The sequence below is a fragment of the Pseudomonas saudiphocaensis genome (assembly GCF_000756775.1).
In the GTDB taxonomy this organism is placed as follows: Bacteria; Pseudomonadota; Gammaproteobacteria; order Pseudomonadales; family Pseudomonadaceae; genus Stutzerimonas; species Stutzerimonas saudiphocaensis.
Map to the genome: position 1 here is coordinate 2,888,050 of NZ_CCSF01000001.1, position 18,659 is coordinate 2,906,708.

Genomic DNA, 18,659 nt, shown 5'->3' on the forward strand with positions numbered 1-18,659 from the left:
CTTGGTTTGGAAGATGAGGCGGGCGCACCCGCCTTGGGTCCTACAACACTTCGAGCTTGGCGTAACTGAGCATCAGCCACTTGCTGCCTTCGTCCTCGAAATTCACCTGCACCCGTGCCTGGGCGCCGGAACCTTCGAAGTTGAGGATGGTGCCTTCGCCGAACAGCGCGTGGCTTACGCGCTGCCCAAGATTGAAGGGCGTATCCGGCACGTTGGCGCCGTCGAACAGCGAGGAGCCGCTCATGCCGCGGCTGTTGAACGAGCGGCTGACCGTGTTGCTCAGGCGCACTTCCTGAATCAGCGCCGGCGGGATTTCCCGGACGAAGCGCGAGATCTTGTTATAGGTCTCGCTGCCGTAAAGCCGGCGGGTTTCGGCATAGGTGACCACCAGCTGCTGCATCGCGCGAGTGATACCGACGTAGGCCAGGCGGCGCTCTTCTTCCAGGCGGCCGGCTTCCTCCAGGCTCATCTTGTGCGGGAACAGGCCTTCTTCCATGCCCACCAAAAACACCAGCGGAAATTCCAGGCCCTTGGCGCTGTGCAGCGTCATCAGCTGCACGCTGTCTTCATGGTCACCGGCCTGCTGTTCGCCGGCTTCCAGCGAGGCGTGGTCGAGGAAAGCCGCCAGCGGCGTCTGCTCGTCTTCCTGCTCGTCGCTGAAGTTGTCGAAGGCGCGGGCGGCGGAGACCAGTTCTTCGAGGTTTTCCACCCGTGCCTGGGCCTTTTCGCCTTTCTCGTCACGGTGGTAGGCGAGCAGCCCGGACTGTTCGATCACCAGCTGCGCCATGTTGTGCAGCTGCATGCCTTCGACCTTGAGCGCCAGGGTATCGATCAGCTCGACGAAGGCGTTCAGCGCGCTGGCTGCACGTCCGGAGACGACCTTGGTGCCGACTGCCTGGTGCAGTGCCGCCCAGAGTGAGATTTCCTCCTGGCGCGCCAGCTGGCGCAGCGCCTCGACGGTCTTTTCACCAATGCCGCGGGCCGGCAGGTTGATCACCCGCTCCAGCGCCGCGTCGTTGTGACGGGTCTGGATCAGGCGCAGGTAGGCCATGGCGTTCTTGATCTCGGCGCGCTCGAAGAAGCGCTGTCCGCCGTATATGCGGTAGGGGATCTTCTCGCGCAGCAGGGCCTCCTCCAGCACCCGCGACTGGGCGTTGGAGCGGTAGAGGATGGCCATTTCACTGCGGCTCATGCCTTCGCGGATGGCCTTCTCGATGCTCTCGACCACATAGCGCGCTTCGTCGTGCTCGTTGAAGGCGGCGTAGAGGCTAATCGGCTCGCCCTCGCAGCCGGAGGTCCAGAGCTCCTTGCCGAGACGGCCCTGGTTGTTGGCGATCAGCGCGTTGGCGGCCTTGAGGATGCAGGCGGTGGAGCGGTAGTTCTGCTCCAGACGAATGGTCTCGGCATCCGGGAAGTCCTGGCTGAACTGCTGCAGGTTCTCGATCCGCGCGCCGCGCCAGCCGTAAATTGACTGGTCGTCGTCGCCCACCACCATCAGGCTCTCGCCGCCCTTGGCCAGCAGGCGCAGCCAGGCGTACTGCACGGCGTTGGTGTCCTGGAATTCATCCACCAGCACGTGGCGGAAGCGTCGCTGATAGTGCTCCAGCAGGCCCGGATGGTTGCGCCACAGATCCAGCGCGCGCAGCAGCAGCTCGGAGAAGTCGATCACCCCGGCGCGGGCACAGGCCTGCTCGTAGGCTTCGTAGATCTTCAGCTGGGTGGCGAGAAACAGGTCGCCGCCCGCCTGGATGTTGTGCGGGCGCAGACCTTCATCCTTTTGCGCGTTGATCCACCACTGTGCCTGTCGCGCCGGCCAGCGCTGCTCGTCGAGGCCCAGCTCACGGATCACCCGCTTGACCAGCCGCTGCTGGTCGTCGGAATCGAGGATCTGGAAGTTCTGGTCCAGCTTCGCTTCCTGCCAGTGGGCACGCAGCAGCCGGTGCGCCAGGCCGTGGAAGGTGCCGACCCACATGCCCTGCGGATTGACCTGCAGCAGCTGCTCGATGCGCTGGCGCATCTCCGCGGCGGCCTTGTTGGTGAAAGTCACCGACAGGATCGAATGCAGCGAGGCACGTTCGACCTGGTTGAGCCAGGCAATGCGGTGCACCAGCACGCGGGTCTTGCCCGAGCCGGCACCGGCGAGGACCAGTTGACGTCCCAGCGGCGCGGCTACGGCCTGGCGCTGGGCATCGTTAAGGGAGTTCAGGAGGAGGGAGAGATCTTCAGACATGGCCGCCATTCTAGCAGGCTGTTGGAAAACTACCTGTGTCTGAACGGCTGCGTTTTTCAACCTTGCCGGCTGCCTGCGAATTGTCCTGCTTCGCTGTGTTTGGACTGTCGACGGACGGTCGGCTCATTCATTGGTCTGAGTAGGGCTATTGCCTTGGGCTGCCAACGTGCCATTATCCGCCGCTGCCATCACCGGCCGGATTCAGGTTTTTACAACAACTATTACTGAACAACTGATGATTGATCCCGCTCAAGCAAGCTTATCGGCATCGTCGGCAAGGGAGGACCGCACCGTTTATAGCTTTTCGGACATTGCCCTGCAGGCCACGCGGACGCGACTCCTCTATCAGGGCTCGTGCGCCTGGCTGGTGTTTCTGGGGCTGGCCGGCCTGTTCTGCGTTGGACTGCTCTGGGGGCAGGTGACCACGCTGGGGCTGTGGTTTGGCTGGACGCTGCTGCTGGTGGCGGTGCGCTTGCAGCAGGCGATTGCCTTTATCCACGCTGACGTGAGCCAGCAGCAGCGACCCTGGTGGCGATACTCCTTCCTGCTCGGCAATGCCGTGACGGGGCTGACGCTAAGTTACGGCCTGGTCGCGTTGATCCCCGCCGAAGGGTTCGTCGAGCAAGCCCTGCTGTATGGGGTACTTGGCTCAGTCGTCATCGTTGGCGGCATTGCCAGTGCAGTTTCCTGGCGAGACTTCCTGGCCCTTCTTCTGCCCAGCCTGTTACCGACAGGCACGGCGCTGCTCACCAGCGCCCACGCCTCGCAGCAGGGGTGGGGGGCGTTTTCGCTGATCATTCTGCTGACACTATGTCTGGTTGCCTGGCAGCTTCAGCGCCTCCTGATCGGGCAGGGCGAGCTGGCCGACGAAGCGCCCGAGCCGGCCACCGAAGCTCAGGCCGAGTCTTGCGACGACGTCTTGCTGCAGGTGGCGCCGACCCTGTTCGAGGCGGCGGGCGAAGGCATGGTCATCATGGACGCTGACTTCCGCCTGCTGGCTGTAAATGATGCCTGCTGCGCCCTGTCCGGCTATGGCCGTGAAGAATTGGTCGGCTATCAGTTGGAGCAGCTGGCCAGCAGCGAGAGCAGCCGCCAGCAGTACCAAGCGATGCGCACCGTGCTGCTGCGCGAGGGTTGTTGGCAGGGTGAGCTGATCAAGACCCGCAAGAGCGGTGAGGTCTATCCGCAGTGGGTGCAGCTGCAGGTGGTGCGTGATGCCGATGGCGAGATAGCCCATGTGGTGGCCTTTCTCTCCGACCTCAGCGCCCGGCGTCAGGTGGAGGAGCGCATGCGCTACCTCACGCGCTTCGACGAGCTGACCGGGCTGGGCAACCGCAACCTGCTCAAGGAGCGTCTGCAAGGTGCCTGCGAGCGTGTGCGCCACAGCAGCCATGGTCTGGCGGTGTTTTATATCGACCTCGACCGCTTCAAGATCCTCAACGAAAGCTTGGGCCATGAGGCGGCTGACCAGTTGCTGTGCGAAATCGCCCGGCGCCTGACCCATACCTTTTCCAATGCCAACACCATTGCGCGGCTTTCTGGTGACGAGTTCGTGGTGGTCCTCGAAGCCTATGGCAGTCTCTCGAACCTGGCCCACAGTGGTAGTCGCCTGCTGTCGCGTATCGGCAAGCCGATCATTGTCGATGGCCAGGAGCTGGTCCTTGGCGCCTCCATCGGCGTCAGCCTGATGCCCGACAACGCGCGCGATTCCACCACCCTGCTGCTGCAGGCCAATATGGCCATGCGGCATGCCAAGCACCTGGGCGGCAATACCCTACAGTTCTTTACCGAGCGTCTGCAGGTTCCCAGCCTGGAGAATCTCAAGCTGGAAAACCAGCTGCGTCGGGCCATCGAGGAAGGCCAGTTGGAGCTGTTCTATCAGCCGAGACTGAGCCTGACTGCGGACCGGCTCGAGGCGGCCGAGGCGCTGGTGCGCTGGAATCATCCGCAGCAGGGATTGTTGGCGCCGGGCTACTTTATTGCGCTGGCCGAAGAGACCGGGCTGATCATTCCGCTTGGCGAGTTCGTCCTGCGTCAGGCCTGCCGCCAGGCACGCCAGTGGCAGCTGGACGGGACGACGATACGGGTGTCGGTGAACCTCTCGGCAAAGCAGTTGCGCCAGGGCAATTTCGTCACCCTGGTTCGTCAGGTGCTGGAGGAAACCGGGCTGCCGGCGCATCTGCTGGAGCTGGAACTGACCGAGAGCCAGCTGCTGGACGATATCGACAACTCCATCAGCATCAGCCAGCAGCTGCGGGCGCTGGGAGTGAAGCTGGCCATCGACGACTTCGGCACCGGCTACTCCTCACTTAGCTACCTCAAGCGTTTTCCGGTGGATTTCGTCAAGATCGACCGCTCCTTCATTTCCGAACTGGAGCACTTCGGCGACGATGCCGCGATTGTCCGCGCCATCATCGCCATGGTGCATAGCCTTGAGCTGCAAGTGGTGGCTGAGGGCGTCGAGACCCAGGGGCAGCTGGACTTCCTCAAGGAGCAGTGCTGCGACGAGTTGCAGGGTTACCTGATCAGTCGCCCGGTGCCGGCCGCACAGTTTGCCGAGTTGCTGGCTGCGTCGTAGGGTGGGGCGCGCTTTATCGATCCACCGGGTGGCCTAGTAAAGAGCGATATCCACCCTACAGCGGTCGCCCTGTCGCCTGCATTCGCTGCGAGGGCGCGCCCCATAAAAGCACGCTGTGCACGCCGCACCCGGCGCGAAGCTTGGGCTTCTTAGGGGGTGGTGATCCAGGTGTGATCCCCGAGCGCGGCAAGCGGTATCCGGCTGCCTAGCCTTTGGTCGTGGTGCCGTCCAGCTCGCGCATCAGCAGGGCGTAGCGCAGGTCCACGTCTTCCGGCACGGGCAGGTAGACGGTGTGGCCGTCACCCGGTGCGACCTCGATGGCTTCGCCGCGCTTGTTCTGCAGTGACTCCAGGCGCAGGTTGAGGTTGCCCTGGGGCGTCATCAGCTCCAGCTTGTCGCCAACGGCGAAGCGGTTCTTCACCTTGACCTCGGCCAGGCCATCGCGGCGTTCGCCGGTCAGCTCGCCGACGAACTGCTGGCGTTCGGACAGCGAGAAGCCGCGTTCGTAGTTCTGGTATTCGTCGTGCACATGGCGGCGCAGAAAGCCCTCGGTATAGCCGCGATGGGCCAGGGATTCGAGGGTATCCATCAGCGACTTGTCGAAAGGCCTGCCCGCCAGGGCGTCGTCGATGGCCTTGCGATAGACCTGAGCGGTACGCGCCACGTAGTAGTGGGATTTGGTGCGGCCTTCGATCTTCAGCGAGTGCACGCCCATCTGCACCAGGCGCTCCACATGCTGCACGGCACGCAGATCCTTGGAGTTCATGATGTAAGTGCCGTGTTCGTCTTCGCTGACTTCCATGAATTCGCCGGGGCGGCTGGAATCTTCCAGCAGAAACAGCTCGTCGGTGGGCTTGCCCACGCCCAGGGTGGGTTCAGCCCGCTGCACGGCGATGGGCTCGTACTGATGCACGACCTCGCCCAGCTCGTTCTCCTTGGCTTCGTGGGTCTTGTACTCCCAGCGACAGGCGTTGGTGCAGGTGCCCTGGTTAGGGTCGCGCTTGTTGATGTAGCCCGACAGCAGGCAGCGCCCCGAGTAGGCCATGCACAGGGCACCGTGGACGAACACTTCCAGCTCCATGTCCGGGACCTGCTGGCGGATCTCTTCGATCTCCTCCAGCGAAAGTTCGCGGGACAGGATCACCCGACTGACGCCCTGCTGGTGCCAGAACTTCACCGTGGCCCAGTTCACCGCGTTGGCCTGCACCGAAAGGTGGATGGTCATCTCGGGGAAATGCTGGCGCACCAACATGATCAGGCCGGGATCGGACATGATCAGCGCGTCCGGCCCCATGGCCACCACCGGCTCCAGGTCCTTGATAAAGGTCTTCAGCTTGGCGTTGTGCGGGGCGATGTTGACCACCACGTAGAACTGCTTGCCCAGGGCGTGCGCTTCGTCGATGCCGAGCTTGAGGTTGGCGTGATCGAACTCGTTGTTGCGCACGCGCAGGCTGTAACGCGGTTGCCCGGCGTACACCGCGTCGGCGCCGTAGGCGAAGGCGTAGCGCATGGATTTCAGGGTGCCGGCGGGGGAAAGCAGTTCGGTGCGCAGGGTGATGGTCATTGGGACGGTGACTCGTGAACGTACAAAAAGTGCGCGAATTCTACTGAAGTTTCCCTACCCTTGCGCCCTGTGCAGATCAAGGTCCCGAACTCTTGGCGGAAAACGCCGGTCAGCACTTAAGGCTCTGCCAGATGCCTGGAGGCGCGTGGGGCAGGGCAGTTCTAGCGGTTTTTCAGCTGACGGAGACGCCCATGCAAGCCAATGCGATGGATACCAGACGAAGTCTGCGCGCCACGCTTTTTCTCGGGATCGGTCTGATGGCGGCGGTGGACGAGATCCTGTTTCACCAGATCCTCGCCTGGCATCACTTCTTCGATCGCTCGACCCCGACCATCGGGCTCTTGTCCGACGGGTTGCTGCATGCTGCGGAGCTGTTGCTGCTTGCCGCCGGGTTCTATCTGTTCATGCACCTGAGCCGCGCCGGTGCCATCGCGCGACTGCATGCATGGGCCGGGCTGTTTATCGGCGCGGGCGGCTTTCAGCTGTTCGACGGCATCGTCAATCACAAGCTGCTGCGACTCCATCAGGTGCGCTACGTGGAAGAGCTATGGATCTACGATCTCGCCTGGAATGGCTTCAGCCTGGTATTGCTGGCCATAGGCTTTCTGCTCTGGCGCCGCGCCCGGGCCGTAGAGCGATAGGCCTGCGGCGTGCCACATCAGGTGCATATGCAGGCGATGACCGGCGCCTTCGTACTTCTGCTGCTGGTGGTCACGGTGTGGTTCGCTTATCTGCTTGCGGCCCTCTGGCAGATGCAGCGCCAGGCTGGCTGGCCGTTCTGGCGCCTGGCAAGTTTTACCTGCGGTACAGCACTGCTGGTTGCGGCCTTGTCCCCGCCGCTGATGTCCTGGGGACATGTCGACCTGCGTGGGCATATGGCCCAGCACCTGGCATTGGGAATGTTCGCGCCAGTTGCGCTGATGCTCGGCAAGCCGGTGAGCTTGCTGTTGCGCAGCGTGCCGGTCAGCCTGGCGCGGGGGATTGCCACACTCCTGGCCTCGTCGCCGGCTCGTGTGCTAACTCATCCGTTCACCGCGCTGTTGCTGGATGTCGGGGCGCTTTACCTGCTGTATATGACGCCGCTGTATCAGCTGAGCCTGAGCAATCCGGGGCTGCATCTTTGGTTGCACCTGCACTTTATCCTCGCCGGCTATCTGTTCTGCTGGGCCATTGCCGGCCCGGATCCGGCACCCCATCGAGGAACCTTTCATACCCGTTTGGCGGCGCTGTTCCTCGCTACCGCGGCGCACTCGATTCTGAGCAAGTTGATGTATGGCTACGGTTATCCGCGTGATGCCGGCCATGGGCTTGCGGAAATCGAGGTGGCGGCGCAGCTGATGTATTACGGTGGGAACCTGGCGGAGATGGTGCTGGCTTTGTTGCTGTTTGCCGGCTGGTATCGCGAGGCAGGGCGGCGCGTGCCGGCAGCGGTTATGAATCGCTAGAAAGCAAACCGCCGGGCGAGAAGATCAGGCCCGGCGGTTGCGTTGCAGGATGGCCGCGGTGCTTACGCAGCGGCGATCACATCCCCGTGGTTTTCCGGCTCGATCAGCGCGCGGTGCAGCGCGGCGATGGCCTTGTCGTAGTCTTCCTCGTTGACCACGCACTGCATCTCGACCTGACGGATCGACTGATGGATCGCCTGGATGCTGATGCCGGCCTCGGCCAGCGCCGCAACGGTCTTGGCCAGGATGCCCTTGACCTTGAGGTCCGAGCCGATGGCCGAGACGATGGCGACGTTGTGTACGGTGACCTCAGCAGCCGGATAGGCTTCCTCGATCAGTCGCGCGGCGCGATTGATCAGCTTGCGCGAGCCCGACGCGTAATAGGTGATGCTGTTGGCGTCCGAATCCTTGTTCACGACGTAGAGCTTGAGCTGCTTGAGCAGCCGGCTGATCTCGATGTCGTAGGCGGTATCGCCGAGCATTTCCTGGTCGAACACGCCGATGCCGAATACATCCTTGCGGCCGGCGATGATCTCCACGCAGGGCTTCTCGCTCTTGTAGTCCTGGCTGATAAGCGTGCCGGCGTGCTGTGGCTCGAAGGCGTTCTTGATGCGCAATTCGATACCGGCACGACGCAGGGTCTTGGCTGCACGCGGGTGAATCGCTTCCATGCCGAGGTTGGACAGCTGGTCGGCCACGTCATAGTTGGTACGACCGATGGTGACCACCTTGTCGGCACCCACCAGGTTCGGGTCGGCAGAGGACAGGTGGAATTCCTTGTGAATGATCGCTTCACGGGCACCGGTCGCTGCAGCGATCTGGGCGAAGGTGATTTCACTGTAGCCGCGATCGAAGGTATTCATCAGGCCTTCGCTGCAATGGGTGTAGCCGGTGGCGATCACCAGTTCGCGGCTCAGGTCGACGTCCTTGAAACTGTCCTGAACCATGTCCTCGAAAGACAGCGGCGAGTCGCAGTGCCAGCCGGTCAGGTCGACCATGCGCGCGTTGATGCCGCGGTGCTTGAGCGCCAGCACGGCATTGAAGGCGCTGTGCGCTTCACCGAGGGAGGCGAGCATCTCGCGCACCTTCATCAGGTGTTCGCCGAGCTGGAAGTGGCCGTAGGCACACAGGCGCTGCAGGCTGCTCATGCATTCGCGGGCATCGTCGATGCGCGCGTTGATGAACTGGTCGGCGGCGTGGCGTTCGAACTCGCCGGAGAACAGTTCAGCGTTCTTATCCAGCATGCGCTGGCGCACGGTCTGCAGGGCGTCCAGCCACGCACCTTCGTTCTGCGCGTCGGCAAAGCGCTGGTAGACGCCGGGCTCGCCGGTTTTCTTGTGTTCCAGCAGCAGGTTGGTCATGCCGCTGTAGGCCGAAACGACAAAGATCCGCTGGTATAGCTGAGTACCTTCGCGCTGGCCGATGAAGATGTTGTCGAGTAGCTCATCGAAGCGGCTCATGGAAGTGCCGCCGATTTTTTCTACGGTATGCATCGATTCAACGTCCCGTCTTGGGGGTGAATTTATCCCTGGACCGGCTTCGCAGCCAGACGCAAGCCATTACCGTGCCGGGGCAGGCTTTCATAAGGTCAGAGATACTGTTGTTTCCGGATCTGCAGAGGGGTGAAGTCCTCACGCTCGGCAACGAAGCCCGGGCGTGGTGCGAGTCCACAGTACGGCGCCCGGGCAGCATTATCCACATGGTTGTAGACATAGAACAGATTGCTGCGCGCACTGGGCGTAATATTACTGTTGGAGCCGTGCATGGTATTGCAGTCGAAGAACACCACACTGCCGGCTGGCCCGGTGGCCGTGTCGATTCCGTAGCGCTCGGCCAGCTGGGTCAGGCTGTCGTTATCAGGCACTCCGAACTCCTGCTTGCGCAGGGACTTTTCATAGTGGTTTTCCGGCGTCGCACCCACGCAGTGAATGAAATGCCGGTGCGAGCCGGGGATCAGCATCAGCGGGCCGTTGTGCGGCTCGTTGTCGGTCAGCAGGATCGAGCAGCTGAGGGTGCGCATGCGCGGCAGCCCGTCTTCCACATGCCAGGTCTCGAAATCCGAGTGCCAGTAGAATTCCTTGCCGGTAAAGCCGGGTTTGAAGTTCATCCGCGACTGATGCACATAGACGTCGCCACCGAGGATGAAGCTTGCAATGGCTGCGATCCGCTGGTCCGCCGCTACCCGGGCGAAAAGGGCGTTGTCCTTGTGAATGGCGAACACCGAGCGAATCGCGCCGCTGCCGGGTTCCTTGATGGTCTTGCCGGATTCGGCGACGGCCGGGTCCTGGCGCATGCGCTCGAGTTCGTCGCGAAACAGGGTGACTTCCTCAGCGCTGAAAAGGTGGGGGATAACCAGATAGCCGTCACGCTCGAAGCGTTCGATCTGTTCCGGGGAGATGGGTGCGTTGGCCAAGTCGGTACGGTAGACCACCGGGTCCAGGCGTTCCTGCCAGCTGGGCTGATCCTTTTGGCGTGAGGGATACAGGTCAGCTTGCGGAGTGTTCATGGGTTCCTCCTTCCAGGGTAGGTGGACAGCGCTTCACGGTGTCCACTTACGGTTAGATGAAAAAGCGACGCATCAGGCGACGGTTTCGGCCTCCAGCGGGTAGACACCGCTTTCGTCATGTACTTCCTTGCCATTGAGCGGCGGATTGAAGACGCAAGCCATTTTCATGTCCTCGCTGCCGCCGCGCAGCAGGTGCTCGTCATGCTTGTCGAGGATGTACAGGGTGCCGGGTTCGATCTTGTAGATCTTGCCGTCGGCAACGGTTTCGATCTCGCCATTGCCGCTCATGCAGTACACCGACTCCAGGTGGTTCTGGTAGTGGATGTGCGTCTCGGTGTTGGCATAGATGGTGGTGATATGGAAAGAGAAGCCCATATTGTCGTCCTTGAGCAGCATGCGGGTGCTGTCCCAGGTTTCGGTGACAATCTTGCGGTTGGACTGCTCGCATTCGGCGAGGGTGCGTACGATCATTATTCAATTCCTCATAAAACGTGGTGCGGGCCGGTGCATGGTCGCGCGGTCAGACAACCCTGTGGCTCGCCTGACCTTCGCAATGACTTAACCGGCCTGTTCGCGGGTCTGGCTGGACATCACGGCAGCGAACGCCTTGTCCAGAATGCTCATGGCCTTGTCGATCTGCTCTTCGCTGATCACCAGCGGGCAGAGACACTTGACCACTTCGCTGTGGGCGCCGCTGGTCTCGATCACCAGGCCGTTCTCGAAGGCATGGCGGCAGATGGCGGCGGCGACGTCGCCATCCGGGCAGCTGATGCCGATCATCATGCCGCGGCCTTTGACGAACAGAGAGTCGGGGCCATAGCGGCGTACGATCTTGTGCATGCCGTCGGCGATGCGCTTGCCCTTGGCGCGCACGCTCTGGGCGAAGCTGTCGTCCTGCCAGAAATGCTCCAGCGCCGCAGCGGCGGTGACGAAGGCGTGGTTGTTGCCGCGGAAGGTGCCGTTGTGCTCGCCCGGCGCCCACTGGTCCAGCTCCTTGCGCAGCAGCACCATGGCGAACGGCAGGCCGAAGCCCGATAGGGATTTGGACAGGGTGATCATGTCCGGCTTGATGCCCATTTCCTCGAAGCTGAAGAAGGTGCCGGTACGCCCGCAGCCCGCCTGGATGTCATCGACGATCAGCAGCATGTCGTGCTTGCGGCAGAGCTTTTCCAGCTTGCGTACCCATTCGGCCGATGCGGCATTCAGACCGCCTTCGCCCTGGACCACTTCGACGATCACCGCCGCCGGCTTGTCGACGCCGCTGGAGGGGTCCTCGAGCAGTTTGTCCATCATCGCGATGGTGTTGACCTTGTCACCGAAGTAGTTGGCGTAGGGCATGCGGCTGACGTCGGTCAGCGGCACGCCGGCGGCGCCACGGTGATGCTGGTTACCGGTGGCCGCCAGGGCACCGATGCTGCAACCGTGGAAGCCGTTGGTGAAGCTGATGACGTTGTTGCGCCCGGTGACCTTGCGCGCCAGCTTCAGCGCGGCTTCCACCGCGTTGGTACCGGTGGGGCCGGTGAACTGCATGAGGTAGCTCATGTTGCGCGGCTTGAGAATCAGCCGGTCGAAGGTCTCCAGAAAGCGTTCCTTGGCTTCGGAATACATGTCCAAGCCGTGGGTCAGGCCATCGTGGGTGATGTACTCCAGCAGTGCCTGCTTGAGCACCGGGTGGTTGTGGCCGTAGTTCAGGGTGCCGGCGCCAGCGAGAAAGTCGATGTAGGTCTTGCCGTCGCGGGTGATCAGTTCGGCGCCACGCGCCTGCTTGAATACGACGGGGAAGGAGCGGCAGTAGCTGCGAACGCCAGATTCGTGCAGTTCGAAGGTTTTCATGCGGTTTCCTCTGATTTTTCTTTTGAATGCGGAAGGTCGAATGGACCGGCCCGGTACAGCACTTCATCTTCGTGCCGGCCAGCAAAGTGCTCGCTGCGGGAAAATAGCGTGCGGGTGCTGTAATCAGCGCCCAGCTGAGCGAAGGCTTTCTTGAACAGGGCCTGGGAAGCGCCGTTGTCCGGCGAGATGGTGGTTTCCATGAAGCGCACGCCCTGGGCGGCGACCCGTTCGGTCAAAGCCAGCAGCATGCGTAGCGCCAGGCCCTGGCCGCGCATCGAGGCGTCTACCGCGACCTGCCAGACGAACAGGGTGTCGGGACGCGAAGGGGGGCGATAACCGGAAATGAAACCGACCAGCTGGCCCTGTGCATCTTCAGCAGCAATGGCGGTATCGGCGAAATCGGAACACTGCAGAAGGTTGCAGTAGACCGAGTTGGTATCCAGCGGCTGGCAGCGTGCTACCAGTTGGTGGAGGGAGAAACCGTCGCCGTCGGTAGGGCGACGGAGCGTTACGGTAGGAACACTCAAAACAAATCCTTTGGGGTTGCTGATACAAGTCCTTAAACAGCATAAACACATAAAAATTCAATTCACAACCGCGCTACCCGTGATCTCTCGTTCATTATCCGAGCTGATATCGGCTGCAGCCTGCGTGGTAAACGCCTATACGCCACCTGACACACTCTGAAATATAAGCAAAGTGTTCTGGATATATGCTCAGTGCGACACGGGAAGTCTGCCGCGCAAATGAAAAAGACGCAGGAACATGTTGAGAGATATCTGTGGAAGCTGCATGGCTGCTGGGTTTCAGGTGATCTAGCGGCGTTCTTCAGGCTTCGGCTGGAGTGCTGGTGTGCAATGAGGTAATGCGTGGCAAGTGGAGCCGTGATAATCCCGAAGATATATGAAGCGCTCTGGCATGGGATATCGCTCATATATTCCGCGCTGATATCCGCTGTGGTTCTCGTATCGCGCGGAAGTGCCGAGAAAGTTCACGCTAAGTTATAAGCAAGAATTGCAGGAAGTTGTTGCGGTACATATGGCGACTTTAGCGTGCACGTTCCATGCATTTCGGCGAAGTTAGCTGCCTCGCCCGAATTCTCAGCGCTGTCTCTGGCGACTCCGACGCTCGACAAGGAGCTGGGCCTGCTCTGGGCCATCGGTACCGGCGGGATAGGGCCGCGGCTTACGGTAGTGGCTCTCCCAGCCGCGCAGGATCGGGTCGACCCAGCGCCAGGCTGCCTCCACCTCATCGCGGCGCATGAATAGCGTCGAATCGCCTTCGATGACATCCAGCAACAGGCGCTCGTAGGCATCCCAGCGTCTGGTACTACTGAACGCGTGGATCAGGTTCAGATCCAGTTCCACCGGCTCCAGCTGCATACCCTTGCCGGGGGCCTTGGCCATCAGCTGCAGGCTGATGCCTTCTTCCGGCTGTAGACGAATCACCAGACGGTTGGTCTCGCCCTTGCTGAACAGCATGTGCGGTACCGGCTTGAAGGTGATGATGATTTCCGAGCGCTTGCTGGCCATGCGCTTGCCGGTGCACAGGAAGAAGGGCACCCCGGCCCAGCGCCAGTTGTCGATCTCGGCCTTTACCGCGACAAAGGTTTCGGTGTCGCTGTCATTGTCGATGTTCTTCTCGAAGTAATAGGCCGGCACGTCCTGGCCGCCGATCTGCCCGGCGCTGTATTGGCCGCGTACGGTCTTGTCCAGCACGTCGCTGCCGGTGATGGGCTTGAGTGCTTCGAGCACCTTGACCTTTTCGTTGCGCACCGCCTCGGCGTTGAAGCGTACCGGCGCTTCCATAGCCACCAGGCAGAGCAGTTGCAGCAGATGGTTCTGCAGCATGTCGCGCATGGCGCCGGCCTTGTCGTAGTAGCTGCCGCGATTTTCCACACCCAGGGTTTCAGCCACGGTGATCTGCACGCTGTCGATATGCCCGGAGCGCCAGATTGGCTCGAACAGCGCATTGGCGAAACGCAGTGCCATAAGGTTCTGCACGGTCTCCTTGCCCAGGTAGTGGTCGATCCGATAGATCCTCGGCTCGGGAAACATCTGGCCGATGGCGGCATTGATCGACAGCGCTGATTCAAGTGAATGGCCAATGGGCTTTTCCAGCACGATGCGCGCGTTATCGCCAGCCAGGCCGGCGCTTTCCAGGTTGGAGGTAATCGGTTCGAACAGGTCGGGTGCTGTGGCCAGGTAATGCACGCGCACTCGGCCTTTGGTCTGCCCCAAATGATGCGCGAGGCGGACGAATTCGCCGCGTTGGGAGGCGTCCATGGCGAAATAATCGAGACGCTCACCAAAGGCCTGCCAGACGCTCGCAGTGAAATCATCGCGTGACACCTGCGCCCGGCAATGGCGTTCGGCCAAGGCAAGATAGGCGGAGCGCTCCAGTTGCCTGCGAGCGATGGCAAGGATGCGCACGTCCTGATGCAGGCGCTCCTCGCGATGCAGGTGATAGAGCGCCGGGATGAGTTTGTGTAGCGCAAGATCACCAGTGCCGCCAAAAACCAGCATGTCGCAGGAAATGGACACGGCAACCTCCTCTAGCTGATACAAGTCGACTACAGACGGTTTTTGACAGTCTGGGGTGGGCGATGTTGCAACTCTTGTAGTATAACTACAAGCCCACTACAAGAGTCTGTCGGCCAGGGTTATAGCGCCTTTGCGCATTGCCGGTCGTCAGATGCCGAGCAAAGCGAGCCTATCTGTGAACCTGCTGCAACACATCGCCCAATCGAGAAGCCTGCTGCGCAAGTCTGAACTGAAAGTGGCAGACCATGTACTGCTCGATCCGACATCGGTGATGCACAGTTCCATGGCTGATTTGGCCCATGTGGTCGGTGTCAGTGAGCCGACCATCGTGCGTTTCTGCCGTGCGATTGGCTGCCTGGGCTTTCAGGACCTCAAGCTGAAGCTGGCGCAAAGCCTGGCTGCCGGCGCCAGCTTCGGTCAGTTCGCCATCAGCGAGAACGATTCGACCAGCGATATCAGCCAGAAGATCTTCGATACCACGCTGCATACGCTGATGGAAGTCCGCGAGCATCTCGATCCCGTTGCGCTGGAAAAGGCCATCTATGCCATCTCCAGGGCCGAGCGAGTGGAGTTCTACGGCTTCGGTGCGTCCGGTGCGGTGGCTACCGACGCCCAGCACAAGTTCTTCCGTTTGCTGCTCAGTGCTGCCGCCTATTCGGATCCGCACATGCAGGCGATGTCGGCGGTGACGCTCAAACCCAGCGACGTGGCGATCTGCATTTCCCAGTCGGGGCGTTCCAAGGATCTGCTGATTACCGCCAATGTGGTGCGTGAAAGCGGTGCGACTCTAGTCACCCTGTGTCCCAGCCAGACGCCGTTGGCCGAACTGGCCACCGTCAATCTGGCCATCGACGTGCAGGAAGATACCGAGATCTATACCCCGTTGACCTCACGTATCGCCCACCTGGTGGTAATCGACGTGCTGGCCATGGGCGTGGCAATGGCGCGCGGGCCGGACCTGGTCAACCACCTGAAAAGCGTCAAGCGCAGCCTGCGCAGCTTGCGTCTGTCGCCCAAATCATTGAAGACGCAGGAAGACTGACAGCGCTTGGTAGGAGGGCTGTCTGCGAGCTTTTCGACGGTGGCGGGAATAATAAGGCTCGGGCGGGTTCGCTCTTCCGGTGCGGCGTCACCGGTTTGTCATCGTCCTGACCTTATGCCGTCATCCTTGGCTTCGATGCTGTTCTCCCCAGTCCATGTTTCGGGAGAACAGCAGATGTCCCAGTACCGCGAAGCCTACGTCAATCTCGAAGCCCGCGCCCGCCGCAAGCAATTGGACGAGCGCCGCATGCGTTTCCGTCGCGCCATTGAAAACCATGCCGAGCAGCGTCAGTTACAGGCGCAGCTGATGGAATTTCCCGACCTGCTCAGCCTTGATCGGGGCGTATCGGCGTACCGGCAAAGCGCATCGCCAGTGCGCTGATCTGGCTGCGTTCCTCTCGGATAAAAGTGAAAAACGCCTGGGCCACAGGGCTCAGACGTTTACCGCGCGGATGCACCAGGCACCAGCTGCGGTACAGCGGCAGTTCCGCTACCGGCAGCTCGCGCAGCAGCCCGCTGGCCAGCTCCAGATGTACGGCGTGGCGTGGCAGCAGCGCCACGCCGAGGCCGGCTATTACACCTTCACAAAGGGCGTCCAGCGAGGCTACCTGGATCGTCTGGGCGAAATGCGCGCGTTTCTGCCGCAAATACTCTTCGCCGGCCTTGCGTGTGCCTGAGCCGGGTTCGCGCACCAGTAACGGCCAGGCCGTGAGGTCCTGCAGCGACAGCTTGGCGGCATGGCTCAAGGGATGCTCGGGTGGCGCTACGGCGATAATCGGATTGTCGAGGAAGGGCAGGAATTCCAGATCCATGTCGGTAGGCACCTGCGACATGATCAGCAGGTCGTCACGGCTGACCGACAGGCGCTTGACCGCCTGGGCGTGGTTGACGACCAGCAGTTGCAGGCTGACTTCCGGATGCTCACGACGAAAGGCGGCGAACAGGTGTGGTGTGATGTATTTGGCGCTCGATTCCACCGCCAGGTTCAGTTGTCCCTGCATCGAGCCGCGCAGGTCGGACAGCTGCATGTCGAGGTTGTCCAGCCGCCCAAAAATATCGGTGCTGGCGCGTTGCAACGCTTCGGCGGCGTCGGTGAGGTAGAGCTTCTTGCCCAGATACTCGAACAGCGGCTGCCCCACCAGCTCTTCAAGCTGGCGAATCTGCAGGCTAACGGCGGGTTGGGTCAGCGCCATCTCTTCCGCCGCACGGCTATAGGAGCGCGTTTCGCACACGGTGCGAAACACCTGAAGCTGGCGGAAGGTGATGCGCATCAGCGATCTTCGCATGGGTTTTCGCAGCCTTTTTCCTTTGTCTTTCTGCCGGCAAACGCGCGTCGGCAAGGCATTTCGGTATATCTATAAGCTTTTACTTATTGCCATTCAAATAATTATTCATTTTCGGTAATCCCCCTAATGGGCGTAGGGTGAAAACACTCGCTTGTGTGCGAGTGATCATCGGCCCGACGCTCGGGTCGCCTGTTCATCGATCCGAGGGAAGACAGTGTGATCAAGAAGCTGCTGATCGCCAACCGAGGTGAAATTGCCGTCCGCATTGTGCGGGCCTGCGCCGAAATGGGCGTGCGCTCGGTGGCGGTTTTCTCCGAGGCCGACCGTCATGCACTGCACGTCAAGCGTGCCGACGAGTCGTATTTCATTGGCGAAGATCCGCTGGCGGGATATTTGAACCCGCGCAAACTGGTCAACCTGGCGGTGGAAACCGGCTGCGATGCGCTGCATCCCGGCTATGGTTTCCTGTCGGAAAACCCTGAGCTGGCCGAGATCTGCGCAGAGTGCGGAATCAAGTTCGTCGGCCCTTCGGCGTCCGTGATTCGCCGCATGGGCGACAAGACCGAAGCGCGCCGCTCAATGATTGCTGCTGGCGTTCCGGTCACACCCGGCACCGAAGGCAATGTCGCCGATCTCGATGAGGCCCTGCGCGAGGCCGAGCGCCTCGGTTACCCGGTGATGCTCAAGGCGACTTCGGGTGGCGGCGGGCGCGGCATTCGCCGCTGCAATAGCGCCGAGGAGCTGAAGCACGCCTATCCGCGGGTGATTTCCGAGGCGACCAAAGCCTTCGGTTCGGCAGATGTGTTCCTTGAGAAGTGCATCGTCGATCCTCGTCATATCGAGGCGCAGGTATTGGCCGACAGCTTCGGCAGCACCGTGCACCTGTTCGAGCGCGACTGCTCCATTCAGCGGCGCAACCAGAAGCTCATTGAGATTGCCCCAAGCCCTCAGCTCACGCCGGAGCAGCGCGCCTATATCGGCGATCTCGCTGTACGTGCCGCCAAGGCGGTGGGCTACGAGAACGCCGGTACCGTGGAGTTTCTGCTCGCCGATGGCGAGGTGTACTTCATGGAGATGAACACCCGGGTGCAGGTGGAGCACACCATCACCGAAGAGATCACCGGCATCGACATCGTTCGCGAGCAGATTCGTATCGCCTCCGGCCTGCCGCTTTCAGTCAAGCAGGAAGATATCCAGTACCGCGGCTTTGCCATCCAGTTCCGGATCAATGCCGAGGAGCCGCGCAACAACTTCCTGCCCAACTTCGGCAAGATCACCCGCTACTACGCTCCCGGCGGCCCCGGTGTGCGTACTGATACCGCGATCTATACCGGTTACACCATCCCGCCGTTCTACGACTCGATGTGCCTGAAACTGATCGTCTGGGCTCTCACCTGGGAAGAAGCCATCGCCCGCGGCTCCCGCGCGCTGGACGACATGCGTGTGCAGGGTGTGAAGACCACGGCTACCTACTATCAGCAGATCCTCGCCAATCCGGATTTCCGCAGTGGCAACTTCAATACCAGTTTCGTGGACAATCATCCCGAACTGCTGAACTACTCGATCAAGCGCAAGCCGGGCCAGCTGGCCCTGGCCATCGCGGCAGCCATTGCCGCCCACGCCGGCCTGTAAG

General features: G+C 61.4%; 15 protein-coding genes. 6 read left to right on the plus strand and 9 right to left on the minus strand.

The window, feature by feature from the left end; translation table 11 throughout:
• Positions 1-40 precede the first annotated feature (40 nt).
• The gene (uvrD, locus tag BN1079_RS13385) at positions 41-2,230 is read right to left on the minus strand and encodes a DNA helicase II (RefSeq protein ID WP_037025193.1); all 2,190 of its coding nucleotides are present in this window, start codon (positions 2,228-2,230) and stop codon (positions 41-43) included.
• Between the two features lie 235 nt (positions 2,231-2,465).
• Here uvrD and BN1079_RS13390 point away from each other — a divergent pair, with 235 nt between their 5' ends.
• The gene (locus BN1079_RS13390) at positions 2,466-4,808 is read left to right on the plus strand and encodes a putative bifunctional diguanylate cyclase/phosphodiesterase (protein ID WP_037025195.1); all 2,343 of its coding nucleotides are present in this window, start codon (positions 2,466-2,468) and stop codon (positions 4,806-4,808) included.
• 205 nt (positions 4,809-5,013) lie between these two features.
• Here the strand turns inward: BN1079_RS13390 and trhP are convergent, their stop codons facing one another.
• The gene (gene trhP, locus BN1079_RS13395; protein WP_037025196.1) at positions 5,014-6,372 is read right to left on the minus strand and encodes a prephenate-dependent tRNA uridine(34) hydroxylase TrhP; all 1,359 of its coding nucleotides are present in this window, start codon (positions 6,370-6,372) and stop codon (positions 5,014-5,016) included.
• Between the two features lie 191 nt (positions 6,373-6,563).
• On the opposite strand from trhP, the gene BN1079_RS13400 reads away from it, so the two are divergent.
• Both BN1079_RS13400 and BN1079_RS13405 read left to right on the plus strand, forming a co-directional pair.
• On the plus strand, positions 6,564-7,013 hold the full coding sequence (locus BN1079_RS13400) for a DUF2243 domain-containing protein (RefSeq protein ID WP_037025197.1): 450 nt from the start codon (positions 6,564-6,566) through the stop codon (positions 7,011-7,013).
• A gap of 9 nt (positions 7,014-7,022) precedes the next feature.
• A complete protein-coding gene (locus BN1079_RS13405; protein WP_139053062.1) occupies positions 7,023-7,817 on the plus strand; it encodes a cytochrome c oxidase assembly protein in 795 nt (264 codons plus the stop codon).
• Positions 7,818-7,879: 62 nt separating this feature from the next.
• Here BN1079_RS13405 and BN1079_RS13410 read toward each other — a convergent pair whose 3' ends face one another.
• The 6 genes from BN1079_RS13410 to zwf form a co-directional block, all read right to left on the minus strand.
• On the minus strand, positions 7,880-9,310 hold the full coding sequence (locus tag BN1079_RS13410) for an aspartate kinase (protein ID WP_037025199.1): 1,431 nt from the start codon (positions 9,308-9,310) through the stop codon (positions 7,880-7,882).
• 95 nt (positions 9,311-9,405) lie between these two features.
• Complete coding sequence (gene thpD / locus BN1079_RS13415) at positions 9,406-10,323, minus strand: ectoine hydroxylase (RefSeq protein WP_037025200.1); 918 nt, start codon at positions 10,321-10,323, stop codon at positions 9,406-9,408.
• A 72-nt stretch (positions 10,324-10,395) separates the two neighbouring features.
• Positions 10,396-10,794 (minus strand): ectoine synthase, encoded by a 399-nt coding sequence (locus tag BN1079_RS13420; RefSeq protein WP_037025201.1) that lies wholly within the window; start codon positions 10,792-10,794, stop codon positions 10,396-10,398.
• An 87-nt stretch (positions 10,795-10,881) separates the two neighbouring features.
• Positions 10,882-12,156, minus strand: coding sequence for a diaminobutyrate--2-oxoglutarate transaminase (gene ectB, locus BN1079_RS13425; RefSeq protein WP_037025202.1), 1,275 nt, complete (start codon positions 12,154-12,156; stop codon positions 10,882-10,884).
• Entirely contained in the window at positions 12,153-12,683 is a 531-nt protein-coding gene (ectA, locus tag BN1079_RS13430; RefSeq protein ID WP_037025205.1) for a diaminobutyrate acetyltransferase, read from the minus strand. Before ectA ends, ectB begins: the two co-directional genes overlap by 4 nt.
• 573 nt (positions 12,684-13,256) lie before the next feature.
• A complete protein-coding gene (zwf, locus tag BN1079_RS13435; RefSeq protein ID WP_037025207.1) occupies positions 13,257-14,699 on the minus strand; it encodes a glucose-6-phosphate dehydrogenase in 1,443 nt (480 codons plus the stop codon).
• A gap of 175 nt (positions 14,700-14,874) precedes the next feature.
• Between zwf and hexR the strand changes: the two genes are divergently transcribed.
• Together hexR and BN1079_RS13445 are read left to right on the plus strand one after the other, a co-directional pair.
• A complete protein-coding gene (gene hexR / locus BN1079_RS13440) occupies positions 14,875-15,741 on the plus strand; it encodes a transcriptional regulator HexR (protein ID WP_037026962.1) in 867 nt (288 codons plus the stop codon).
• A gap of 174 nt (positions 15,742-15,915) precedes the next feature.
• Entirely contained in the window at positions 15,916-16,122 is a 207-nt protein-coding gene (locus BN1079_RS13445; protein WP_037025210.1) for a PA3496 family putative envelope integrity protein, read from the plus strand.
• Here the strand turns inward: BN1079_RS13445 and BN1079_RS13450 are convergent.
• Complete coding sequence (locus BN1079_RS13450) at positions 16,067-17,011, minus strand: LysR family transcriptional regulator (protein ID WP_171819338.1); 945 nt, start codon at positions 17,009-17,011, stop codon at positions 16,067-16,069. The genes BN1079_RS13445 and BN1079_RS13450 overlap by 56 nt on opposite strands.
• A gap of 231 nt (positions 17,012-17,242) precedes the next feature.
• Here BN1079_RS13450 and BN1079_RS13455 point away from each other — a divergent pair, with 231 nt between their 5' ends.
• Positions 17,243-18,658, plus strand: coding sequence for an acetyl-CoA carboxylase biotin carboxylase subunit (locus BN1079_RS13455; protein WP_037025216.1), 1,416 nt, complete (start codon positions 17,243-17,245; stop codon positions 18,656-18,658).
• Position 18,659 lies beyond the last annotated feature (1 nt).

Coding starts and splice junctions, on each gene's coding strand:
- uvrD (WP_037025193.1), bottom strand. CDS start 2,230: ATGTCTGAAGATCTCTCCCTCCTCCTGAACTCCCTTAACGATGCCCAG.
- BN1079_RS13390 (WP_037025195.1), top strand. CDS start 2,466: ATGATTGATCCCGCTCAAGCAAGCTTATCGGCATCGTCGGCAAGGGAG.
- trhP (WP_037025196.1), bottom strand. CDS start 6,372: ATGACCATCACCCTGCGCACCGAACTGCTTTCCCCCGCCGGCACCCTG.
- BN1079_RS13400 (WP_037025197.1), top strand. CDS start 6,564: ATGCAAGCCAATGCGATGGATACCAGACGAAGTCTGCGCGCCACGCTT.
- BN1079_RS13410 (WP_037025199.1), bottom strand. CDS start 9,310: ATGCATACCGTAGAAAAAATCGGCGGCACTTCCATGAGCCGCTTCGAT.
- thpD (WP_037025200.1), bottom strand. CDS start 10,323: ATGAACACTCCGCAAGCTGACCTGTATCCCTCACGCCAAAAGGATCAG.
- BN1079_RS13420 (WP_037025201.1), bottom strand. CDS start 10,794: ATGATCGTACGCACCCTCGCCGAATGCGAGCAGTCCAACCGCAAGATT.
- ectB (WP_037025202.1), bottom strand. CDS start 12,156: ATGAAAACCTTCGAACTGCACGAATCTGGCGTTCGCAGCTACTGCCGC.
- BN1079_RS13445 (WP_037025210.1), top strand. CDS start 15,916: ATGTCCCAGTACCGCGAAGCCTACGTCAATCTCGAAGCCCGCGCCCGC.
- BN1079_RS13450 (WP_171819338.1), bottom strand. CDS start 17,011: ATGCGCATCACCTTCCGCCAGCTTCAGGTGTTTCGCACCGTGTGCGAA.